Consider the following 22,733-nt stretch of genomic DNA (forward strand, 5'->3'; position numbering starts at 1 on the left):
GGTCGCGTCGGTGACCACCGCGTTGACGAGGTGGTCAACGAGGGCGGTCTGCTGGGCACACTCGGCTCGAAAGGGTGTTCGGCCACGGTGCCTCCCCGCGGATTGCCGAAGCCGTCTGTCGGCAGCGGGGGAAGGGGGAGGGGGGAGGGGGTGCCTGCTCGTAGGCGGCGGGTGAGGCGAGAGCCGAGACGGCTCAGAAGGGCGTGCCGGTCCGGGCGGACATGCCAAACCGGCCCGGAGGACATGCGTGTCCACGGGACTCCAGCGCTCGCGAGTCAGAAGCCGCCATGGCACGACGCCATGGCCGGACGTCTTCTGCTTCTTCGAACCCCAGCAGCATCGGGCGTAGACAGCTGAAGTCACAAGCGACTATGCCAAGTTGAGAGAATCTGTCTTGATCGCGGTCGTTAGTCGCCCGGGTTTGACGATGTTCGGATCGTAAGAGAAGTGGCTGTGCGGCTGGTGGGCCGCGATCGTTGCATCCTGAGATCTCGATCAGGGAAGCCACGGAAGTCCGGCTTGGCGAGAACTGGTGGGCCCGTGACAGTGCCGGCCCACCGAGCAGTGTGTGCAGTCGGCGCGGTGGTTGGCGTGAGGGTTCTAGGCCCACAGGGGGCTCGTCGCTGCAGACCGGACTTATGGCCCGACAGGACCCCGGGTCAAGTAGGACCCACGACCCGGGACGATCTCAGGACCGTCCCGGTCGGCCCTGCGGGGAACCGTGCCTAACGCCGACGAAGGCGTTTAGCGGGGGACGTCCCAGGGACTTTTCAGGGACTTTCACGTCTGTCCCAGAGAGGTTCCAGGGACTTTCCGCCGCGTAAGCAGGGAAGGTCCTGACAGCGCTGAAAGACACGAACGCGCTGGTCAGGGCCCGTTTCCCTAGCACTCGATGATGTTCACCGCCAGCCCGCCCCGGGCCGTCTCCTTGTACTTCACGCTCATGTCCGCGCCGGTGTCCTTCATCGTCTTGATGACCCTGTCCAGGGACACCTTGTGGGAGCCGTCGCCGCGCATCGCCATCTTCGCGGCCGTGACCGCCTTCACCGCGGCCATGCCGTTGCGCTCGATGCACGGGATCTGGACCAGGCCGCCGACCGGGTCGCAGGTCAGGCCGAGGTTGTGCTCCATGCCGATCTCGGCCGCGTTCTCCACCTGCTCGGGGGAGCCGCCGAGCACCTCGGCGAGCGCGCCCGCCGCCATGGAGCAGGCGGAGCCCACCTCGCCCTGGCAGCCGACCTCGGCGCCGGAGATGGAGGCGTTCTCCTTGAAGAGCATGCCGATCGCGCCCGCGGCCAGCAGGAACCGCACGACGCCGTCCTCGTCGGCACCCGGCACGAAGTTGATGTAGTAGTGCAGGACCGCCGGGATGATGCCGGCCGCGCCGTTCGTGGGGGCGGTCACCACACGGCCGCCCGCCGCGTTCTCCTCGTTCACCGCCATCGCGTAGAGCGTGATCCACTCCATGGCGTGCGCCAGCGGGTCACCCTCGGCGCGCAGCTGGCGGGCCGAGACGGCCGCGCGGCGGCGGACCTTCAGACCGCCGGGCAGGATGCCCTCGCGGGACATGCCGCGCTCCACGCACGCGCGCATCACCCGCCAGATCTCCAGCAGGCCCGCGCGGATCTCCTCCTCGGAGCGCCAGGCCCGCTCGTTCTCCAGCATCAGCGAGGAGATCGACAGGCCCGTCTCCCTCGTCAGGCGCAGCAGCTCGTCGCCCGTGCGGAACGGGTACTTCAGGACCGTGTCGTCCAGCTTGATCCGGTCCGCGCCCACCGCGTCCTCGTCGACGACGAAGCCGCCGCCCACCGAGTAGTACGTCTTGGAGAGCAGCTCCTTGCCGTCGGCGTCGTGGGCCCACAGCGTCATGCCGTTGGCGTGGTACGGCAGGGCCTTGCGGCGGTGCAGCACGAGGTCCCGGTCGAAGTCGAAGGCGATCTCGTGCTCGCCCAGGAGCCGGATCCGCCCCCCCGCCTTGATCGCCTCGACGCGCGCGTCCGCCGTCTCCACGTCCACCGTGCGCGGCGAGTCGCCGCACAGGCCGAGCAGGACGGCCTTCGGGGTGCCGTGGCCGTGGCCGGTCGCGCCCAGGGAGCCGTAGAGCTCCGCCCGGACGGCGGCGGCCTGCTCCAGGAGGCCTTCGTTGCGCAGGCGGCGGGCGAACATCCGCGCCGCGCGCATCGGGCCGACCGTGTGGGAGCTGGACGGACCGATGCCGATCGAGAACAGGTCGAAGACCGAGATGGCCACGGTCACTCCTCAAGACAGCAGGGGGTGGTGGGGCACCCGGTGCGGGTGCCCCACCGGGGACTTACTTGTTCAGACCCGGGTACAGCGGGTGCTTGTCGGCGAGCGCCTTCACGCGCGCCTTGAGGGCCTCGGCGTCGGCCGCCCCGAAGGGAGAGGGCGCCTTCAGCGCCTCCGCGATCACGTCCGCGACCTCGGCGAAGTCCTCGGCCGCGAAGCCGCGGGTCGCCAGGGCCGGCGTACCGATGCGCAGACCCGAGGTGACCATCGGCGGGCGCGGGTCGTTCGGGACGGCGTTGCGGTTGACCGTGATGCCGACCTCGTGGAGCCGGTCCTCGGCCTGCTGCCCGTCCAGCTCGGACGCGCGCAGGTCCACCAGGATCAGGTGCACGTCCGTGCCGCCGGACAGCACGTTCACGCCGGCCTCGCGGGCGTCCGGGGCCGTCAGGCGCTCGGCGAGGATGCGGGCACCCTCCACCGTACGACGCTGGCGCTCCTTGAAGTCCTCCGAGGCCGCGACCTTGAAGGACACCGCCTTGGCCGCGATCACATGCTCCAGGGGACCGCCCTGGAAGCCCGGGAAGACGGACGAGTTCAGCTTCTTCGCGAAGTCCTTCTTGGCGAGGATGATGCCGCCGCGGGGGCCGCCCAGCGTCTTGTGGGTGGTGGAGGTGACCACGTCGGCGTACGGCACCGGGTTCTCGTGCAGACCGGCCGCGACCAGGCCCGCGAAGTGCGCCATGTCGACCCACAGGTACGCGCCGGTCTCGTCGGCGATCCGGCGGAACTCGGCGAAGTCCAGCTGCCGCGGGTACGCCGACCAGCCCGCGATGATCACCTTGGGGCGGTGCTCCTTGGCGAGCCGCTCGACCTCGGCCATGTCGACCAGGCCGGTCTCGGCGTCCACGTGGTAGGCGACCACGTCGAACTGCTTGCCGGAGAAGTTCAGCCGCATGCCGTGGGTCAGGTGGCCGCCGTGCGCCAGGTCCAGGCCGAGGATGGTGTCCCCGGGCTGGGCCAGCGCGAAGAGGGCCGCCTGGTTCGCGGAGGCGCCGGAGTGGGGCTGCACATTGGCGTACTCGGCGCCGAACAGCTCCTTGACCCGGTCGATGGCGATCTGCTCGGCGACGTCGACGTGCTCGCAGCCTCCGTAGTAGCGGCGGCCCGGGTAGCCCTCGGCGTACTTGTTCGTCAGGACCGAGCCCTGGGCCTCCATCACCGCGAGCGGCGCGAAGTTCTCGGAGGCGATCATCTCCAGGGTCGACTGCTGGCGGCGCAGCTCGGCGTCGACCGCGGCGGCGATCTCCGGGTCCAGCTCGTGCAGGGGCGTGTTCAGGACAGTCATACGGCTACGACTCCTCAGCCGGCGGAAAAGGCGGTGTACTCGTCGGCGGAGAGCAGGTCGGCCGGCTCCTCCGCGACGCGTACCTTGAACAGCCAGCCACCCTCGAAGGGGGCGGAGTTCACCAGCGACGGGTCGTTGACGACGTCCTCGTTGACGTCGGTGACCTCACCGGTGACCGGGGAGTACAGGTCGGACACCGACTTCGTCGACTCCAGCTCGCCGCAGGTCTCGCCCGCGGACACCGTGGAGCCGACCTCGGGGAGCTGGACGAAGACGACGTCACCGAGCGCGTTGGCCGCGTGCTCCGTGATGCCGACCGTCGCGACGCCGTCCTCGGCGGCCGACAGCCACTCGTGCTCCTTGCTGTAGCGCAGCTGCTGGGGGTTGCTCATGGCTTGAATTCTCCTGTACGCGCGAGGGTGCTGATGACGGGGTGACTAAGGAAACCGCTGGTGAGCGGGGGAATGTGCGCAGCGTCACGCCGCGGCCACGGGACCGGGGTCCCCAGGCGGGCGCGACCGCGGCCGGTGTCTACTTCTGGCGCTTGTAGAACGGCAGTGCCACGACCTGGTACGGCTCGTGGGTGCCCCGGATGTCCACGCCGACGCCCTCGGTGCCCGGCGCCGCGTGCGCCGCGTCGACGTAGGCCATGGCGATCGGCTTGCCCAGGGTGGGGGAGGGGGCGCCGGAGGTGACCTCGCCGATCACCTCGCCGCCGGCGACGACGGCGTACCCGGCGCGCGGCACCCGGCGGCCCTCGGCGACCAGGCCGACCAGGACCCGCGGCGGGTTCTCCTGGGCCCGGGCGGCGGCCTCGGTGAGCGCCTCGCGCCCGACGAAGTCGCCCTCCTTCTCGAACTTGACCACGCGGCCGAGCCCGGCGTCGAAGGGGGTGAGGGAGGTGGTCAGCTCGTGCCCGTACAGCGGCATGCCCGCCTCCAGGCGCAGGGTGTCCCGGCAGGACAGGCCGCACGGGACGAGCCCGGCGCCCTCGCCGGCCTTGGTGAGCGCCTGCCACAGCTCGACGGCGTGCTCCGGCTTGACGAACAGCTCGAAGCCGTCCTCGCCGGTGTAACCCGTGCGGGCGATCAGCGCCGGGACGCCGGCGACCGTGCCGGGCAGGCCGGCGTAGTACTTCAGGCCGTCGAGGTCGGCGTCGGTGAGGGACTTCAGGATGCCGGGGGACTCCGGGCCCTGTACGGCGATCAGCGCGTAGGCGTCCCGGTCGTCCCGGACCTCGGCGTCGAAGCCCTCGGCGCGCTCGGTCAGGGCGTCCAGCACCACCTGGGCGTTGGAGGCGTTGGCCACGACCATGTACTCGGTCTCGGCGAGCCGGTAGACGATCAGGTCGTCCAGGATGCCGCCGTCGGCCTGGCAGATCATGGTGTAGCGGGCGCGGCCGATGCCGACGGAGGCGATGTTGCCGACCAGGGCGTGGTTCAGGAACGCGGCGGCCTGGTCGCCGGTGACGGTGATCTCGCCCATGTGGGAGAGGTCGAAGAGACCGGCCCGGTTCCGCACGGCGAGGTGCTCGTCGCGCTCGGAGCCGTAGCGCAGGGGCATGTCCCAGCCCGCGAAGTCGGTCATCGTCGCACCGAGCGCGCGATGTACGGCGTCGAGCGCGGTGTGGCGGAGTTCAGTGCTGCTCATCGGACGGTCGTCTCCCAAGGCGAGCGGACAGGCGAGGAACGTTCCTCCCCATCTGTCATCGGAACCTGAGAGGTTCGCCACGACCGCCACAGGGACGACCAGGGCTTGCACCTTGGGTGGAGCCACTGACACAGCGGCCCGCTTTTCAGATGTGCCTCGCCCGCGCGGTAACGGGGCCTGAGAGATTCAAGGGAGGGACTTGCTCCTTCGGCGTCCCAGCCCGGGGCTGGGAACTCTCCCGCGCGGATTCAAGCGGCCGGTATGCAGTTGGCGGGCACATCATTGCACGCCGCTCCCCGCCCATCCAGAGCGCGCTCCTTGTGACCGAGCTGTGGCACAACGCACACGAACCTCCTACCGTTGCCCATTACCTTCTCTTTACATAGAACGGGCATGGGGATGACCGAGCCCACTGGGGAGGACGATCACGGTGAACAGGACATCGGCCTATGCCGCCGACGCCGGCATCGCGGTGCCGGGAGAGCCCTCCGCCCTGGCCCGCGGGCGCCGCGCGGACCGGCCCGCCCCGGTCGTCCGCGACCTGCGCGACCGCGCGGGCCGCAGCCCGCACGCCCTGCTCTTCGGTCCCCGCGACCTGGTGGTGATCACCGGTCTGCCCGGCAGCGGCAAGTCCACCCTGATGCACCGCGCGGTCACCGGCCACCGCGTCGACTCCCAGGACACCCGGGACCGCTGGGACGCCCGCGTCCCCCGCTCCCTCCCGTACGCGCTCTACCGCCCCCTGGTCCGCCTCGCCCACTACGCCGCCCTGCGCGGGGCCCTGCGCACCGGCGAGGGCGTCGTCGTGCACGACTGCGGCACCCAGCCCTGGGTGCGTGCCTGGCTGGCCCGCGAGGCCCGGCGCCGCGGCGCCACCCTGCACCTGCTCCTGCTCGACGTCAGCCCCGAGACCGCCCGGGCGGGCCAGCGCGAGCGCGGCCGGGGCGTCTCCCGCTACGCCTTCCGCCGCCACCGGCGTACGACCGCCCGGCTGCTGCGCGCGGTGGAGAAGGGGGCACTGCCCGCCGGCTGCGGCGCGGCGGTGCTGCTGGACCGGGACGCGGCGGACGTCCTCGGCCGGGTCGGCTTCGCTCGGTGAGGCACTGTCACAGCCACCCGCTAGCCTTCTTGCTCACAGCAGTGGTTCCCAGCAGGCGGTAGGCAGATGGACTTCCCGGCGGACATCCCAGCGGACTTCCCGGCACAGGCGCACCCCCACCCGCACGGCGGTTGGCCCGGCAACGAGCTGGAGGAGGTGCTGTCGGCCTCCCTCGGCGTCCCCTCGGCGGGCGACCGGATCATCGAGGTCGTCGGCCGCAGCTTCCTGTGGATACCGCTGCCCAACGGCGGTGGCCCGCACAGCGGGCCGCTGGACCTGCCGACGATGGAGATCGACGGCCAGGTGTACGTCCCGGTGTTCAGCTCCGAGGAGCAGCTGCGCCAGGCGACTGGTCCCCACATGTCGTACACCATCGCCCCCGCCGTGGAGTTCGCGCGCGGTCTGCCGCCGCAGGCGGGCATCGCGGTGAACCCGGGCGGTGTGGTCGGCATCCCGCTGCCGCCCGAGGCCGTGGCCGAGCTGTGCCGCGCCGGCCGCACCCCGCTCGACGGGCCCAACGCCGGCGGCCGGGTCCGCCTCTTCGAGCCCGACTGGCAGGACGATCCGGTCGACTTCCTCTCCGCGGCCTCCGCCGAGTTCGCGGAGACCGGGGTGGTCCTCACCGCCCGCCGCTGCCTGGCCGCCATCGAGACGGCCGACCCGGTGATGTTCGTGGGCGTGGAACTCTCCCAGTGGGAGGGCGACATCCGGACGCTGCCCCTGGACGCCCTCGGCAGGGCCCTCGGCCGAGTCCCGGTCACGTGGCCGGTCAACCTGATCCTCATGGACGTGGCCGAGGACCCGGTCTCCGACTGGCTGAAAACGAACGTCCGGCCCTTCTACCAGTACGGCCACTAGCACCGACCCGGGGCAGCCGACGCAGGGGGCGCGGGGCACCGCGCGAGAACCCACCACCACCCGCACCCGCGCACGAACAGAAGGCCCCGAGCCACTGGGCGCTTAAGCTGTCTCCAAACGCGGGGCACGGAGTAGAAGGGCCGGTACAACAGGTGAGCGCGAGCCACAGCGGCAGCGTCGAGCACATGCTGCGCCAGGTCACCCCGGGACGCTACGACGCCTACGAGGCCCTGCTCCGCGCCCTCGCGACCCCCTCCTCCGGCCAGATCTGGATGCTCCTGTGGCACGGCCAGGCCGGCTCCCCGGACGCCCAGTACGGGGACATGGAGGTGGACGGCTCCCACTACGCCCCCTGCGTCACCTCCGCCCAGGAGCTGTCGGCCAGCGGCTGGAACCGCTCGTACGAAGTGGTCGACGGCCTGGACGTGGCCCGCACCCTCTACCCCGACCACTACGGCCTCTGGCTCAATCCGCACGCCCCGGGCGGCGGAGTCGGCATCCCCTGGCTGGATCTGCGCCGCATCGCCACCGGTCTGGACCGCCAGCCCGCCGGCCCGCTGCGCCTGTCGGAGCCCGGCATCGAGATCCCGCAGTTCTACGCCCTCCTCGCGCAGAACGCGCACCGCACCCCCGCGCTCCGCTCGCTGCGCCGCGCCTGGGTCCAGCCCGCGCTCGGGGCGCCGTATCTCGCCATCGGCCTGGACGTCTACGAGACCTCGCCCGCCGCGGTCGACTCGGTGCGCGCGATGATGCAGCAGTCCATCGGCGCGGTCCCGGAGGGGCTGCCGGTATCGACGGTCGCGATGACGGACGGCTACGACCCGGTGGTGATGTGGATGCGGGTCAACGCGCGCCCGTTCTACGACCGCGAGGCACACGCCCCCGCGCCGCAGCCGCAGCTCCAGGCACCGGTCCCGCCGCAGGCCCCGGCCGGCGGGTACGGCTACCCACCGGTGCACGGCGGTTACTGACAACTAAGCGGAGTGACAGGGGTTTTGACTCCGGGTCGCAGAATTTACACGGACGACACACTTCTGCGCGCGTAGACATCGCCCGATCGCCCCGAACCGCGTAGATTCACCGTTCTGTCCCAACTGGCCCGCGTCCGATACCCGTTACCCACTGATCGGATAACGGAATCCCCTGGACTGCATCACGGTTGCGCATACTTTCGCCGTCAGCTCTGGCGGGTGATCGCAAGGACGCTGAAGACTCCCGACTCAGACATGAGGTCGAGACCTCATGCTCGATGGCAAGTCGACAAAGCCGCAATCCGCGGCAGCGCAGGCCGGTCACCACCGGCGAGAGGGGTCGCTCACCGTGACCGCACCGATCGAGACCACCGGGGCGGCAGCCGAGGCACAGCCGGAGGCTGTGCTGGAGGGTGCCGGTAAGGGGCAGATCGAGGGTCGTTCCCTGGGCCAGATCGCCTGGACCCGGTTCAAGAAGGACAAGGTCGCCGTCGCGGGCGGCGTCATCGTGATCCTGCTGATCCTTCTCGCGATCCTCTCCCGCCCCATCCAGGCCCTCTTCGGCCTCGACCCCAACGCCTTCCACCAGGACCTGATCACGCCCGACACCTCGCTGCCCACGGGCGGCTGGGGCGGCATGAGCCTCGATCACCCGCTCGGCGTGGACCCCAAGTTCGGCCGTGACATCGCCACCCGCATCCTGGAGGGCTCCTGGGTGTCGCTGGTGGTGGCGTTCGGCGCGACGATCCTCTCCAACGTCATCGGCGCCATCATGGGCGTCGTCGCGGGCTACTACGGCGGGCGGGTCGACTCGGTCATCAGCCGGCTGATGGACACGTTCCTCGCTTTCCCCCTCCTGCTCTTCGCGATCGCCATCTCCGCCACCCTCCAGGGCGGCGCGTTCGGTCTCAACGGGCTGCCGCTCCACCTGAGCGTGCTGATCTTCGTCATCGGCTTCTTCAACTGGCCCTACCTGGGCCGGATCGTGCGAGGCCAGACCCTCGCCCTGCGTGAGCGCGAGTTCGTGGACGCCTCCCGGGGCATGGGCGCCAAGGCCCCGTACATCCTGTTCCGGGAGCTGATGCCCAACCTGGTCGGCCCGATCATCGTCTACTCGACGCTGCTCATCCCGACCAACATCCTCTTCGAGGCGTCCCTGAGCTTCCTCGGCGTCGGCATCCAGCCCCCGCAGGCGTCCTGGGGCGGCATGCTCCGTGAAGCGGTCACCTACTACAAGGTCGATCCCCAGTACATGATCGTCCCCGGTCTCGCCATCTTCGTGACCGTCCTGGCCTTCAACCTGCTCGGTGACGGTCTCCGCGATGCTCTCGACCCGCGCAGCCGCTGACGCCTGCCGCAGAGAGCCCGAAAATTTTCCAACAATGGAGGGGAAAGCGCCCATCATGCGAAGGTCAGCGCTGGCCGCGATCGCGGCCATCGGCTCCGCCAGCCTGTTTCTTGCGGGTTGCAGCAAGGCCGATGACAACAAGAACGAGAACGGCAACACCAAGTCCGCCGGTGCCAACGCCGCGACCAAGGGCATCGTGAACGTGTCCGACAAGAAGGGCGGCACGGTCACCTACGAGATGGCCGACGTGCCGGACTCCTTCGACCCGGGCAACACGTACTACGCCTACATGTACAACCTCAGCCGGCTGTGGGCCCGCCCGCTGATGACCTTCAAGCCGGGCGCCGGCCAGGAGGGCAACACCCTGGTCCCGGACCTCGCCGCGAGCAAGGGTGTCCCGAGCGACGGCGGCAAGACCTGGACGTACAAGCTGCGTTCGGGCCTGAAGTACGAGGACGGCTCGCCGATCACCTCGAAGGACGTCAAGTACGCCGTTGAGCGCTCGAACTTCGCGCGTGACGTGCTCTCCCTCGGCCCGAACTACTTCCAGCAGTTCCTGGCCGGCGGCGACAAGTACAAGGGCCCGTACAAGGACAAGAGCGACAAGGGTCTGTCCTCCATCCAGACGCCGGACGACACCACGATCGTCTTCCACCTGAAGCAGGCCTTCCAGGAGTTCGACTACCTGGTCGCCGCCCCGCAGACGGCCCCGGTGCCCAAGGCGAAGGACACCGGCGTCGACTACGTCAAGCACATCGTGTCCTCCGGCTCCTACAAGTTCCAGAGCTACGACGACGGCAAGCAGGCCGTCCTCGTGCGCAACGAGAACTGGGACGCGAAGACCGACCCGCTGCGCAAGCAGCTGCCGGACAAGATCGTCGTCAACCTGAAGGTCAACCCGGAGAAGATCGACCAGGACGTCATGGCGGGCGACGCCATCGACCTGGCCGGCACCGGCGTCCAGGCCTCGACCCAGGCCGACGTCCTCACCGACCCCGCCAAGAAGGCCAACACGGACAACACCTACGGTGGCCGCCTGGTCTACATGGCGATCAACACCAAGGTGAAGCCGTTCGACAAGGTCGAGTGCCGCAAGGCCGTCCAGTACGCGATCGACAAGGTCTCGGTGCAGACCGCCGAGGGCGGCCCGATCCGCGGTGACGTCGCCTCCACCGTGCTGCCGCCGGACATCCCGGGCTACAGCAAGGCCGACGTCTACGCCACCACCGGCAGCAAGGGTGACGCCGCCAAGGCCAAGGACCAGCTGAAGGCCTGCGGCAAGTCCTCGATCTCGACGAACATCTCGGCCCGTTCGGACCGTCCGCAGGAGATCGACGCCGCCACGGCGATCATCAACTCGCTGAAGAAGGTCGGCATCAACGCCAGCCTGAAGCAGTACCCGTCGGGCAAGTACTTCACCGACTACGCGGGTGTGCCGAAGTTCACCGAGAAGCAGAACATCGGCCTGATCATGATGCAGTGGGGTGCCGACTGGCCCTCCGGTTACGGCTTCCTCCAGCAGATCCTGAACGGCAAGGCGATCAGCCAGTCCGGCAACACCAACCTGTCGCAGTACAACAACAAGGACGTCAACGAGCTGCTGGGCAAGGCGATCGGCACTCAGGACACCAACGAGCGCAACACGCTCTACACGCAGATCGACAAGAAGACCATGGACGACGCCGTCCTGGTCCCGCTGACCTACTTCAAGGTCCTCCTGGGCCGCCCGCAGAGCTACACCAACCTGGTTTCCACGGCGGCCTTCAGCGGTCAGTACGACTACCTCAACATCGGCGTCGCGTCGAAGTAGCAGCCCCGGAAGGCAGGTGAAGGCATTGGTGCCCGCGGGCTTCGCGGCCCGCGGGCACCAGCGCCGGTCCCCGTGATCTCGTACATCCTCCGCCGGACGGTCGCGGCAGTGATCCTGCTGCTGGTCGTCTCCGCGGTCACCTTTGCCATCTTCTTCCTGCTGCCACGGCTCGCCGGCCAGACAGCGGATCAGCTGGCGCAGCAGTACATCGGCAAGAGCCCGTCGAAGGCGGACATCGCCGCGGTCAAGCACAACCTCGGTCTGGACCAGCCGGTCTACGTCCAGTACTGGCACTTCATCAAGGGGATCGTGGCCGGTGCCGACTACAACATCGGTCCCACCACGGTGCACTGCGACGCCCCGTGCTTCGGCTACTCCTTCAAGACCCACGAGGCGGTCTGGCCGCAGCTCACCAGCCGGCTGCCGGTGACCATCTCGCTGGCCGTGGGTGCCGCCGTGCTGTGGGTCCTGTCGGGCGTGGCCATCGGTGTCGTCTCGGCGCTGAAGCCCCGTTCCTTCTTCGACCGTGCCTTCATGGGTGTCGCCCTCGCCGGTGTCTCGCTCCCCATGTTCTTCACGGGCAACCTGGCCCTCCTGCTCTTCACGTACCAGTGGCCGATCTTCGGTACCACCTACGTCCCGTTCACCGAGAACCCCTCGCAGTGGGCCAACACCCTCTTCCCGGCGTGGTGTTCGCTCGCGCTCCTGTACTCCGCCATCTACGCGCGGCTCACCCGCTCGGGCATGCTGGAGACGATGAACGAGGACTTCATCCGCACGGCCCGCGCCAAGGGCCTGCGCGAGCGCAACGTCGTGGTCCGGCACGGACTGCGCGCGGCCCTCACCCCGATCATCACCGTGTTCGGCATGGACATCGGTCTGCTGCTCGGCGGCGCCCTGATCACCGAGTACGTCTTCTCGCTGCACGGCATCGGCGAGTACGCGGTGAAGGCCATCACCGACAACGACCTGCCCCCCATCCTCGGCGTGACCCTGCTCGCCGCCTTCTTCGTCGTGATCGCAAATCTCCTGGTGGACGTGCTCTACGCCGCCGCCGACCCGCGGGTGAGGCTCTCGTGACCGAACTCTCCAAGACCGGCGCCGCGGTGGGCGAGCCCACCGACTCCGGCAAGGCGCCCGAAGCCTTCCTGGAGGTCCGCGACCTCAAGGTGCACTTCCCGACCGACGACGGCCTGGTGAAGTCCGTCGACGGGCTCAGCTTCTCGCTGGAGAAGGGCAAGACCCTCGCCATCGTCGGCGAGTCCGGCTCCGGCAAGTCCGTCACCTCGCAGGCCATCATGGGCCTGCACCGGCTCGGCACCCGTGGCAAGAACGTGCGGATGTCCGGCGAGATCTGGCTGGACGGCAAGGAACTGGTCTCCGCCGCCCCGGACGAGGTGCGCAAGCTCCGCGGCCGTGAGATGGCGATGATCTTCCAGGACCCGCTGTCCGCGATGCACCCCTACTACAAGGTCGGCGACCAGATCGTCGAGGCGTACCGGGTGCACCACGCCGTCAGCAAGAAGGTCGCCCGCACCCGGGCCATCGAGATGCTCGACCGCGTCGGCATCCCCGAGCCCGCCAAGCGCGTCGACGGCTACCCGCACGAGTTCTCCGGCGGTATGCGCCAGCGCGCCATGATCGCCATGGCGCTGGTGAACAACCCCGAACTGCTCATCGCGGACGAGCCGACGACCGCCCTCGACGTGACCGTCCAGGCGCAGATCCTGGACCTGATCCGTGACCTCCAGAAGGAGTTCGGCTCCGCGGTCATCATGATCACTCACGATCTCGGCGTGGTCGCCGAGATCGCCGACGACGTCCTCGTGATGTACGGCGGCCGGTGCGTGGAACGCGGTCCGGCCGGCGAGGTCTTCGAACAGCCGCAGCACCCCTACACCTGGGGCCTGCTCGGCTCGATGCCCCGCATCGACCGCGAGACCTCCGAACGGCTCATCCCGGTCAAGGGCTCGCCGCCGAGCCTCATCAACGTCCCCTCGGGCTGCGCCTTCCACCCCCGCTGCCCGTACGCGGACATCCCCAAGGGGAACGTCACCCGCACGGTGCGCCCCGAGCTGGAGCAGGTGAGCACCGGGCACTGGTCCGCCTGCCACCTCTCGGCCGAGGACCGCCAGCGGATCTGGACCGAAGAGATTGCGCCCAAGCTGTGAGTGAGACCAAGAAGACGGACACCGTCGCCGAGGCCGCGGTCCCGAAGCAGGCGTCGGCTCCCGAGGAGCGGGACGTGCTGCTCAAGGTCGAGGGGCTGACCAAGCACTTCCCGATCAAGAAGGGCATCCTGCAACGCCAGGTCGGCGCCGTGAAGGCCGTCGACGGCCTCGACTTCGAGGTGCGCAAGGGCGAGACCCTGGGCGTGGTCGGCGAGTCGGGCTGCGGCAAGTCGACGATGGGCCGGGTCATCACCCGGCTCCAGGACCCGACCGGCGGGAAGATCACCTTCGAGGGCCAGGACATCACGCGGCTGAACACCGGGCAGATGCGCCCGCTGCGCCGCGACATCCAGATGATCTTCCAGGACCCGTACGGCTCCCTGAACCCCCGGCACACCATCGGCTCGATCGTCTCGGCGCCCTTCCGGCTCCAGGGCGTGGAGCCCGAGGGCGGGGTGAAGAAGGAGGTCCAGCGGCTCCTCGCCCTGGTCGGCCTCAGCCCCGAGCACTACAACCGCTACCCGCACGAGTTCTCCGGCGGTCAGCGCCAGCGCATCGGCATCGCCCGCGCGCTCGCCCTGAAGCCGAAGCTGGTCGTGGCCGACGAGCCGGTCTCCGCGCTGGACGTGTCGATCCAGGCGCAGGTCGTGAACCTCATGGACGACCTCCAGCAGGAGCTGGGCCTGACCTACGTGATCATCGCGCACGACCTCTCGGTCGTCCGGCACGTCTCGGACCGCATCGCGGTGATGTACCTCGGCAAGATCGTGGAACTCGCCGACCGCACCTCGCTGTACGAGTCGCCGATGCACCCGTACACCAAGGCGCTGATGTCGGCCGTGCCCGTGCCGGACCCGAAGCGCCGGGGCCAGAAGAGCGAGCGCATCCTGCTGCGCGGCGATGTGCCCTCGCCCATCGCCCCGCCCTCCGGCTGCCGCTTCCACACCCGGTGCTGGAAGGCGACGCAGATCTGCAAGACCACCGAGCCCCAGCTCGTGGAGCTGCGGCCGGGGCAGCGGGTCGCCTGCCACCACCCCGAGAACTTCGCCGACCAGGCCCCGCAGGACACGGTCCTGCTGACGGCGGCGAAGGAGGCGTCCGAGCTGGTGCCGGACGCGGTGCTCTCCGAGGGTGCGGCCGGGAAGGAGCCGGCGTCGGACAAGGCGACGGCCGCGGAGGAGACGGCTGCTGCCGAAGCGGCGGCTTCCGAGGCGGTGGCTTCCGAGGAGAAGCCGGCTTCCGAGAAGGAGGCGACGGCTTCCGAGGACAAGCAGGCGGCTTCCACGGAGGAGACGGCGTCCGAGGAGGAGGCGGTCTCCAGCGAGTCGGCTTCCGAAGAAGAGGCTTCTGGCGAAGGGGCTGCTGAGGACGAAGAGGCTTCCGAGGGCGAAGAGGCTTCCGAGGACGAGGTGGCTTCCGAAGAGTCGGCGGCCTCCGGTGTGAAGACCGGTCCCGGCGCCAAGGTCTCGGCAGGGAAGGCCGTGCCCGCGGCCGACGCCCCCGCCGAGGAGCCCGCCACCGCAACCGGCGCCGCGGCCGACGCTCCGGCGGAGGGCTCGGGCGACACCGAGGCCGTCGCCGAGGAGACCGGCCGCGAGGCCGAGGCCACCGGCAAGGCGTCCGGTGCCGACTCCCAGGAGTCAACCGGCAAGTAGCACATGACGACTAAGTAAAGTCATGTACATGCCCGAGCGGGGGAGTGCAGAGTCGTCCGTGCCCGACCACTGATCGGCACGCTCGAAAGGGACGACACATGGCATTCTCCCGTTCGGCACGTCTGGGGGCTGTCGCCACCGCGGCAGCCTCCTTCCTCGTCATCGCCGCCTCCTCCGCCCCCACCCCCGGCGCCCCCGGCATCGGTGACCCCTACTTCCCGCGGCTCGGCAACGGCGGTTTCGACGCCCGCCATTACGACCTGGACATCGCCTACGCCCCGGACACCGGTCGGCTGGACGGCCGTACGACCCTCACGGCCCGCGCCACCCAGAAGCTCTCCTCCTTCGACCTCGACCTCCAGCAGCTGGAGGTCACCGGCGTCCAGGTCGACGGCAGACCCGCGCGGTTCACGCGCGACGGCGACGAGATCATCGTCACCCCGCGCCACCCGCTCCCCGCGGGACGGGACTTCACCGTCTCCGTGATCTACGGCGGCGTACCGCAGGCCCTCGGCGGACCGATCATCTTCGGCTCCGACTACGGGTGGATGAAGACCCCCGACGGCGTCTTCGTCGCCTGCGAACCCAACGCCGCCTCCACCTGGTTCCCGTCCAGCGACCACCCCGCCGACAAGGCCACCTACGACATCCGGATCAAGGCTCCCCGGGGCCTGACCGGCGTCTCCAACGGCCGGCTGGTGTCGACGTACGACAAGGGCGGCTCGACGTACACCCACTGGCGGGAGTCGAAGCCGATGGCGACCTACCTCGCCACCGCCACCATCGGGAAGTTCGACGTGCGCACCGGGCGCACCCCCGGCGGCACCCCCATCTACGTCGCCGTCGACCCCGTGCTCAAGAACAGCAACAACGTCGACGTGTACGCCGTCACGGCCGCCGCCACCGACTACTGGTCGCAGGTCTTCGGGCCGTACCCCTTCGAGGAGACCGGCGCGATCGTCGACGACATGCCGGAGGCGGGGTTCTCGCTGGAGGTGCAGAGCAAGCCCGTCTACTCGGCCGTGCGCAACGAGTCGACCATCGTGCACGAGCTGGCCCACCAGTGGTTCGGCGACTCGGTGAGCGTGGCCCAGTGGAAGGACACCTGGCTCAACGAGGGCTTCGCCACCTACGCCCAGTGGCTGTGGGCCGAGCACCAGGGCACCCGCACCGCCCATGACTCCTTCCTGGCCGGCTACGACTCCCGTCCCGCCGACTCCGCCTTCTGGCAGATCAAGGTCGCCGACCCGCAGCGGGACACGATGTTCGCCTCCGCCGTCTACCAGCGCGGCGCGATGACCCTCCAGGTGCTGCGCGAGCGGATCGGTGACGCGGCCTTCTTCAAGCTGTTGCCCGCCTGGACGGCGCTCCACCGGTACGGCAACGCGGACACCGCCGACTTCATCCGCCTCGCCGAGCGCGTCAGCGGCCGGCAGCTCGACGATCTCTTCGACACCTGGCTGTTCACCACAGGGAAGCCCGCCCTGTGAGCTGGCTTTGTAAGGTTCACGCCCTCTGGCGGGTGAGAATGTCAGGGTGCAGCTCCAGCAACTCTTCAGTCCCTCCGTCCAGCACACGCTCGATGTGATCGGCATCTTCGTCTTCGCGATCTCCGGCGCCCTGCTGGCCGTACGGAAGAACTTCGACGTGTTCGGCATCGCCGTCCTCGCCGAGGTCACCGCGCTGGGCGGCGGGCTGTTCCGTGACCTGGTGATCGGGGCCGTACCCCCGGCCGCCTTCACGGACCTGGGGTACTTCGTCACCCCGCTGCTCGCCACGCTCGTCGTCTTCTTCCTGCATCCGCACGTGGAGCGCATCCAGGCGGCGGTGCTCGTCTTCGACGCGGCCGGCCTCGGCCTGTTCTGTGTCAGCGGTACGACGAAGGCGTACAGCTACGGTCTCGGCCTGACCGCGTCGGCGACGCTGGGCCTCGCCACCGCCGTGGGCGGCGGCGTCCTGCGGGACGTGCTGGCCAACGAGGTGCCCTCGCTGCTGCGCTGGGACCGCGACCTGTACGCGGTCCCGGCGATGGTCGGCGCCACGATGGTCGTCCTGTGCATCCGCTACGACGTCCTGACCCCGTTCACCAGCGGGCTCGCGGTGATCACGGCCTTCGTGCTGCGCCTGCTCGCGATGCGGTTCCACTGGCGAGCGCCGCGCGCGTGGAACCGCCGGTCGACGGTGACCGAGGAGTAGTCCCGGGAGTGGTCCCGGCGACGGAGGTGTCCCGGCCCCTGGCGTGGCCCCGGCCCATCTGGAGGGTCAGCCAGCGGAACACGGTGTCGACCTGCGGGCGCCACAGCGCCATGGTGTGACCGCCCGCGCTGCGCGGCAGGAACACCACCCGCACGGTGGTCGGCGCCTTGGCGACGGCCTCCAGGGCCATGCCCGCCTGGTAGCCGTCGCCGGACTCGCCGGAGAGGTACAGCGCGATCCGGGGCGGCACGGCCGCCCGCCCGAGCAGCAGATAGGGGTTGTTCGCGGCGCGCAGGGCGGGGGTCTGGGCGGCCAGGGAGTCGCGTTCGCCGATCGGGTCGTTGTAGCCGGACATGCTCACCGCGGCCCGGTACCGGTCGGGGTGGGCCACGGCGAGCTTCACCGCGCAGTGCGCGCCCGCCGAGTACCCGGCCACCGCCCAGCCCTGGGGGGCCGGCTGGGCCCGGAAGTTGTCCATGACCATCTTCGGGACGTCGATGCTGAGCCAGGTGTCGGCGTTGACCTGCCCCGGGATGTTGGCGCAGCCCGTGTCCACGCCGGCCAGCAGGTTGGTGCGCGGGGCGACCAGGATGAACGGCGCCACCCGGCCGCTCCTCATCAGCGGCAGCAGCTGCTCGTGCGCCTTGAGCGACCCGAACCACGCCTTCGCGGAACCGGGGTAGCCCGGCAGCAGCTCCACCACCGGGAACTTCTTGTTCCGGTAGGCCGGTTCGTCGTACTGCGGCGGCAGCCAGACGTAGACCTCGGCGTTCACGCCGGAGACCCGGCCCCTGAGCTGGGTGACGCGGACTCCGCCGGCCGCGCGCATGCCGGGCCCGTCGGCGGCCGAGAAGGTCTGCCTGACCCTGGGCAGCCGGGTCACCGTGATACCGCCGGTGCCGTCCTTGCCGAGGTCGGCGGCCTGCTGGACGTGGTCGCCGGTGCCGAGCAGGTCGGCCCAGTTGTCGTAGAGGTTGTTCTGGTTGTTGACCAGCACGAAGACCAGGGTGACGGCCGTACCCTGGGCGAACAGCAGCATGAGGACCCGGGCCGTGATCCGCAGGGACTTGGGCCCACGCATCCGCGACCACAGGACGAGCGGCAGTATGAGGCCGACGACCGCCAGCAGGACGGTCGTGTAGAGAAACGGGGTCCCGGTGAGACTCATGTCCCCATAGAGGGCGATCCGCGGCCGGAGGTTGTGGACGAGTCCGGACACTTACCGAGAAATTGCCGGAACCTCACCCGGGGGCGGGAGCGGATCATCCGCTGCTCACCTCGCCCCGAGCAAGAAAGCTACCGCTTAGTAGTTTCCTGTTGTACCGTTCAGCCATGCCAGAAGCAGCTTCCGCCCCCTCACGGGCCCTGATCGGTGACAGCGAGTTCGACCGCGACACCGCGGTCACCCGGCGCGAGCCCGGCGTCTACGACATCGACCTCTCGGCCGGCTGGACCATCATCAGCGCCGTCAACGGCGGCTACCTGCTGGCCGTGCTCGGCCGGGCCCTCGCGGACACCCTGCCGCACCCGGACCCCTTCTCCGTCACCGCGCACTACCTGACCGCCTCCCGGCCCGGCCCGGCGGTCGTCCGCACCGAGACCGTCCGCACCGGCCGCACCCTCTCCACCGGCCAGGCCTCGCTCTTCCAGTGCGACGACGAGGGCAACGAGGTCGAACGCATCCGCGTCCTCGCCTCCTACGGCGACCTCGCCACCCTCCCCGACGACGTCCGTACGACCGCCACCCCGCCCGCGATGCCCCCGCTGGAGCAGTGCTTCGGCTCCGCGGACGCCGCATCCGACACCCGGCTGCCGTCGGCCGGCTCCCCGGTCGAGGGCGGCTCCGCCATCGCCGACCGGCTGATGCTCAAGCTTGACCCCGCCACCCTCGGCTGGGCGCTCGGCTCCCCCTCCGGCAAGGGCGAGATGCGCGCCTGGTTCGGCCTCGCCGACGGCCGGGACGCCGACCCGCTCTCGCTGCTCCTCGCCGTGGACGCCCTCCCGCCCACCGCCTTCGAACTGGGCCTCAAGGGCTGGGTGCCGACCGTGGAACTCACCGTCCACGTCCGCCACCGCCCGGCCCCCGGTCCGCTGCGGGTGTCCATCACCACCCGCAACCTGGCCGGCGGCTTCCTGGAGGAGGACGCCGAGGTGTGGGACAGCGCGGACCGGCTGGTCGCCCAGTCCCGACAACTGGCCCGGGTCAGGCTCGGCTGAGCGGCTCGCGCCCCAGCCAGGCCGCCAGGCGTTCGTAGGGTCCGGCCCCCAGTGGCGCCTCGCGGCGGGCCTCGAAGGGCGTCTCCGCGCCGCGGGGCCGGGTGTCCGGCAGCACCGCGCGGGCCGTCGCGAGCGCGAACTCGGCCAGCTCCGCGTCGAGTTCGCCCGTAGCGCCGATCGCCTCGGCCAGGTCCCAGGTGTGCGTGACGACCTCCATGACGTAACCGGAGAGTGCCGCATGGCCGGGCACCTCGCCCCAGGGCACCCGCACCGGGGTCACCATCCGTTCGTCGCTCTCCCAGGCCGTGAGGACACGGGCCCGCACCTCGTCGTAGGCCGCGGCCCAGCCGTCGTCCGCGACGCCGTCGGCGGACGGGTGCACGGCCAGCCCGTCACCGCCCTCGCCCACCACCGCGATCCGCCGGGTGCCGCCGACGACGTGGCTCAGCAGACCCCGGACATCGAACTCGGAACACGGCGTCGGCCGGGCCAGGTCCTCGGGGCGCACGGTCTTGATCAGGGCGGCCCACTGCCCGGTGGCGCGGACGTACACGGGACGCGGGTCGACGAAGCCGGTGCTGGTCATGGTGTGCCTCTCTCTCGGTCGGTGAGGCGAGGATGCCCGGATAACCTGACAACCGGCGTCAGCATTTGTGCGGCACTTCGCGGCGGCGGGATCCTGGCGCGGTGAAGTCCGACCGGCTGCTCTCGATCCTGCTGCTCCTCCAGACCCGGGGCCGTGTCCCCGCGCCCGAACTCGCCGACCGGCTGGAGGTGTCGGTCCGCACCATCTACCGGGACGTCGAGGCACTGTCCGCCGCCGGCGTCCCGGTGTACGCCGAGCGCGGCCGGCACGGCGGCATCGAACTCCTCCCCGGCTTCCGCACCGACGTCACCGGGCTGACCGCCGACGAGTCCCGCGCCCTGTTCGTCCTGGCCGCGCAGGGCGCACACGCCGCGCTCGGCCTCGACGCGGCCCTCGGCTCGGCCCTGCGCAAGGTGATGGCCGCGCTGCCCGCGCCGCACCGGCCCGCCGCCGAGGTGACCAGCCGCCGCGTCCTGGTCGACGCCACCCGCTGGAAGGGCGGCCCCCGGCAGGCGGTCGACCTGGACGTGCTCCAGGACGCGGTGTTCTCCGACCGGCGCCTGAGGCTGCGCTACCGGCACAGCGGGGGGCGGGAACCGCGGACGTACACCGTGGACCCCTACGGCCTCGTCGCCAAGGCCGGGGTCTGGTACCTGGTCGCCGACCGGCGCGGCGGGCCCCGGCTGTTCCGCGCCGACCGGGTGCGCTCGGCCCGGCTGCTGGACGAGCCCGTACGGCGCCGGCCCGGGGTCGAACTCGCCGACGTCTGGGAGCAGTTGCGCCGGCAGGTGGAGGACCGGGAGAACGGGATCGAGGTCACCGTGCGGGTACGGCGCGAACTGCTCGACATGTTCCAGCGCATGGCCGCCGCTCAGCTGACGGCTCCGCCCGAGGACGACGGCGCGAGCGAGTGGGTCACCGCGCGGCTGGCCTACCCGGTGCTGCGCGCCGTACGCCAGCTCCTCGCGTTCTCCGACCGGGTGGAGATCCTGGACCCGCCCGAGGCCCGCGCGGAACTGCTGGCCGGGGCCCGCTCCGTCACGGCCCTGTACCAGCGGGGCTGAGCGGCGGCTCATCCGTGGCGGGACGGCTCAGTCCAGCCAGTGGCTGCGGCCGATGCTGATGAGCCGGAGCTGGCGGGCGGCGAGCTGCGTCACCCGCTCCCGCTCCTGCGCCGGGGCCTCCAGTGCCTCCAGGAACAGGGAGGCGGTGATGAGCATCTGGTCGACGTAGAGGTGCGCGAGCATCAGCAGGTCGTCGTCGCTCCAGCCCGCCGCCTCCGGGTCGTTGGCCAGCTCGGACTTCACCTCCTCGGCGAACCGGTGCAGTTGGGCCCGGATGGCCTCGCGCACCGGCTGGACTCCGCCATGTCGCTCGCGGGCGATAAAACGGACATGAGCGGGGTACGCGTCTACGTGACGGGCGATCAACTCGATGGCACGCGTGATGCGTTCCTCGCTGTCGCCCGTGGCGGACACCGTCGTCCGCACCATCGGATGCAGGCTGCCCAGTGCCTCGTCGACCAGGGCCACACCGAGGTCGGCAGTCGAGCGGAAGTGCCGGTAGAAGGCCGTCGGGGCGACACCGACGGCCCGGGTGACCTCGCGCAGACCCAGGCTGCTCAGGCTCTGCTCCTCCAGCAGGGCGAGCGCCGCGTCGAGGAACGCCTGCCGGGTCTTCTGCTTCTGGGCCTGCCGGATGCCGAGGGTGTGACTCATGTCATCCAGTTAACAACTGTTCTCTGGAATTGAAAAGCCGTCCGGAGCGCTAGACTCGAAGTCAGTGAACAACTGTTACTACAACTGTTCACCCAAACTTCACACCGGCTGACCACGAGGCATATCGGAGGGGGGATCTGATCCCATGCTGTTCCTCGTCGCCGCACTCATGCTGCTCGGCGTCGTGCTGGGCACCGTCGCTCACGCACCGCTGACCGTCACCGCCGTCCTGGCCGCCGTCATCGCCGTCTGGCTCGGCGTCTTCGCGATCCGCGAGCGCCACGGGCGCCGCCGCCACACCTCGGCCAACTGACCCGGCCGACCACCCCGGAACGCCGGCCAGCCGACCACCGGAAAGGACTCCAGGAGCTGAGCATCATGCACCTCACCGCACCGGCCACCGGCCGCCCCCGCACCGACACCCGCCCGCGCCCCCGCGACGCCGACGGCATGGCCGTCGCGTCCTTCATCCTGGGCCTCCTCGGCCTGCTCGTGCTGAACCTCTTCCTCGGCCCGATCGCCATCGTCCTGGCCGCGGTCGCCCTCTGGCGCGGCACGACCCGCCGGGGCCGCGCCTACCTCGGCCTGACCCTGGGCGTCGCCGACCTGGCGGTCCTGGCGATCGCGATGGAACTCTCGGGCACGGTGTCCTGGAGCCTGTGACCCGCCCCGGCGCACCACGGGCGGCAACGCGGCGATGGCTCCCTGCCGCACCGCCACCGCCCCGGCCGACCGGCCACCCCGCCGACCGGTCCCGCCGCCCCGCCGCCCCGCCGCCCCGCCGCCCCGCCGCCCCGCCGCCCCGCCGCCCCGCCGCCCCGCCGCCCCGCCGCCCCGCCGCCCCGCCGCCCCGCCGCCCCGC

The 22,733-nt window shown here is 70.4% G+C and carries 21 protein-coding genes and 2 riboswitches; of the genes, 14 read left to right on the forward strand and 7 right to left on the reverse strand.

Features of this window, described 5'->3' with window-relative positions; translation table 11 throughout:
• Positions 1-882 precede the first annotated feature (882 nt).
• The 4 genes from IE273_RS35555 to gcvT form a co-directional block, all read right to left on the reverse strand.
• Positions 883-2,250 (reverse strand): L-serine ammonia-lyase, encoded by a 1,368-nt coding sequence (locus tag IE273_RS35555; RefSeq protein WP_189819256.1) that lies wholly within the window; start codon positions 2,248-2,250, stop codon positions 883-885.
• A 61-nt stretch (positions 2,251-2,311) separates the two neighbouring features.
• A complete protein-coding gene (gene glyA, locus IE273_RS35560) occupies positions 2,312-3,592 on the reverse strand; it encodes a serine hydroxymethyltransferase (RefSeq protein ID WP_229887870.1) in 1,281 nt (426 codons plus the stop codon).
• Positions 3,593-3,606: 14 nt separating this feature from the next.
• On the reverse strand, positions 3,607-3,984 hold the full coding sequence (gene gcvH / locus IE273_RS35565) for a glycine cleavage system protein GcvH (RefSeq protein WP_189819257.1): 378 nt from the start codon (positions 3,982-3,984) through the stop codon (positions 3,607-3,609).
• A 139-nt stretch (positions 3,985-4,123) separates the two neighbouring features.
• Positions 4,124-5,242: a glycine cleavage system aminomethyltransferase GcvT gene (gene gcvT, locus IE273_RS35570; protein ID WP_189819258.1), complete on the reverse strand. Its 1,119-nt coding sequence runs from the start codon at positions 5,240-5,242 to the stop codon at positions 4,124-4,126.
• Positions 5,243-5,284: 42 nt separating this feature from the next.
• A riboswitch (glycine riboswitch) is annotated at positions 5,285-5,397 on the reverse strand.
• Positions 5,398-5,493, reverse strand: a riboswitch (glycine riboswitch). It lies immediately after the preceding riboswitch.
• 179 nt (positions 5,494-5,672) lie between these two features.
• On the opposite strand from gcvT, the gene IE273_RS35575 reads away from it, so the two are divergent.
• The 10 genes from IE273_RS35575 (at position 5,673) to IE273_RS35620 (ending at position 17,350) form a co-directional block, all read left to right on the forward strand.
• The gene (locus IE273_RS35575; RefSeq protein ID WP_189819259.1) at positions 5,673-6,341 is read left to right on the forward strand and encodes an AAA family ATPase; all 669 of its coding nucleotides are present in this window, start codon (positions 5,673-5,675) and stop codon (positions 6,339-6,341) included.
• 66 nt (positions 6,342-6,407) lie between these two features.
• Complete coding sequence (locus tag IE273_RS35580) at positions 6,408-7,199, forward strand: enhanced serine sensitivity protein SseB (protein WP_189819260.1); 792 nt, start codon at positions 6,408-6,410, stop codon at positions 7,197-7,199.
• A gap of 185 nt (positions 7,200-7,384) precedes the next feature.
• On the forward strand, positions 7,385-8,170 hold the full coding sequence (locus tag IE273_RS35585) for an enhanced serine sensitivity protein SseB C-terminal domain-containing protein (protein ID WP_373309448.1): 786 nt from the start codon (positions 7,385-7,387) through the stop codon (positions 8,168-8,170).
• A 349-nt stretch (positions 8,171-8,519) separates the two neighbouring features.
• Positions 8,520-9,518, forward strand: coding sequence for an ABC transporter permease (locus IE273_RS35590; RefSeq protein ID WP_189819262.1), 999 nt, complete (start codon positions 8,520-8,522; stop codon positions 9,516-9,518).
• A gap of 55 nt (positions 9,519-9,573) precedes the next feature.
• The gene (locus tag IE273_RS35595) at positions 9,574-11,328 is read left to right on the forward strand and encodes an ABC transporter substrate-binding protein (RefSeq protein ID WP_444545931.1); all 1,755 of its coding nucleotides are present in this window, start codon (positions 9,574-9,576) and stop codon (positions 11,326-11,328) included.
• 72 nt (positions 11,329-11,400) lie between these two features.
• Positions 11,401-12,408 carry an ABC transporter permease gene (locus tag IE273_RS35600; RefSeq protein ID WP_014675127.1) on the forward strand — a complete coding sequence of 336 codons (1,008 nt, stop codon included), beginning with the start codon at positions 11,401-11,403 and terminating at the stop codon, positions 12,406-12,408.
• Positions 12,405-13,499, forward strand: a complete 1,095-nt coding sequence (locus tag IE273_RS35605; protein ID WP_189819264.1) for an ABC transporter ATP-binding protein — start codon at positions 12,405-12,407, stop codon at positions 13,497-13,499. Before IE273_RS35600 ends, IE273_RS35605 begins: the two co-directional genes overlap by 4 nt.
• Positions 13,496-15,154, forward strand: coding sequence for an ABC transporter ATP-binding protein (locus IE273_RS35610; protein ID WP_189819265.1), 1,659 nt, complete (start codon positions 13,496-13,498; stop codon positions 15,152-15,154). The genes IE273_RS35605 and IE273_RS35610 overlap by 4 nt, the downstream gene beginning before the upstream one ends.
• A gap of 98 nt (positions 15,155-15,252) precedes the next feature.
• The gene (locus tag IE273_RS35615; RefSeq protein WP_189819266.1) at positions 15,253-16,644 is read left to right on the forward strand and encodes a M1 family metallopeptidase; all 1,392 of its coding nucleotides are present in this window, start codon (positions 15,253-15,255) and stop codon (positions 16,642-16,644) included.
• Positions 16,645-16,690: 46 nt separating this feature from the next.
• Complete coding sequence (locus tag IE273_RS35620) at positions 16,691-17,350, forward strand: trimeric intracellular cation channel family protein (RefSeq protein WP_103811275.1); 660 nt, start codon at positions 16,691-16,693, stop codon at positions 17,348-17,350.
• Here the strand turns inward: IE273_RS35620 and IE273_RS35625 are convergent.
• Entirely contained in the window at positions 17,259-18,518 is a 1,260-nt protein-coding gene (locus tag IE273_RS35625; RefSeq protein WP_189819267.1) for an alpha/beta hydrolase, read from the reverse strand. The two genes, IE273_RS35620 and IE273_RS35625, sit on opposite strands and share 92 nt — an antisense overlap.
• 164 nt (positions 18,519-18,682) lie before the next feature.
• Between IE273_RS35625 and IE273_RS35630 the strand changes: the two genes are divergently transcribed.
• The gene (locus tag IE273_RS35630; RefSeq protein WP_189819268.1) at positions 18,683-19,567 is read left to right on the forward strand and encodes a thioesterase family protein; all 885 of its coding nucleotides are present in this window, start codon (positions 18,683-18,685) and stop codon (positions 19,565-19,567) included.
• Here IE273_RS35630 and IE273_RS35635 read toward each other — a convergent pair.
• Positions 19,554-20,153, reverse strand: a complete 600-nt coding sequence (locus IE273_RS35635) for a TIGR03086 family metal-binding protein (RefSeq protein WP_189819269.1) — start codon at positions 20,151-20,153, stop codon at positions 19,554-19,556. The genes IE273_RS35630 and IE273_RS35635 overlap by 14 nt on opposite strands.
• Positions 20,154-20,254: 101 nt before the next feature.
• Here IE273_RS35635 and IE273_RS35640 point away from each other — a divergent pair, with 101 nt between their 5' ends.
• Positions 20,255-21,217 carry a helix-turn-helix transcriptional regulator gene (locus IE273_RS35640; protein WP_189819270.1) on the forward strand — a complete coding sequence of 321 codons (963 nt, stop codon included), beginning with the start codon at positions 20,255-20,257 and terminating at the stop codon, positions 21,215-21,217.
• 27 nt (positions 21,218-21,244) lie between these two features.
• On the opposite strand, the gene IE273_RS35645 is transcribed toward IE273_RS35640, so the two are convergent.
• Positions 21,245-21,871, reverse strand: coding sequence for a TetR family transcriptional regulator (locus IE273_RS35645; protein WP_189819271.1), 627 nt, complete (start codon positions 21,869-21,871; stop codon positions 21,245-21,247).
• Positions 21,872-22,016: 145 nt separating this feature from the next.
• On the opposite strand from IE273_RS35645, the gene IE273_RS35650 reads away from it, so the two are divergent.
• Complete coding sequence (locus IE273_RS35650) at positions 22,017-22,184, forward strand: hypothetical protein (RefSeq protein WP_014675136.1); 168 nt, start codon at positions 22,017-22,019, stop codon at positions 22,182-22,184.
• Between the two features lie 65 nt (positions 22,185-22,249).
• Positions 22,250-22,534, forward strand: a complete 285-nt coding sequence (locus tag IE273_RS35655) for a DUF4190 domain-containing protein (RefSeq protein WP_189819272.1) — start codon at positions 22,250-22,252, stop codon at positions 22,532-22,534.
• Positions 22,535-22,733: the final 199 nt, after the last annotated feature.

The organism is Streptomyces olivaceoviridis, assembly GCF_014650115.1.
Lineage (GTDB): Bacteria > Actinomycetota > Actinomycetes > Streptomycetales > Streptomycetaceae > Streptomyces > Streptomyces olivaceoviridis.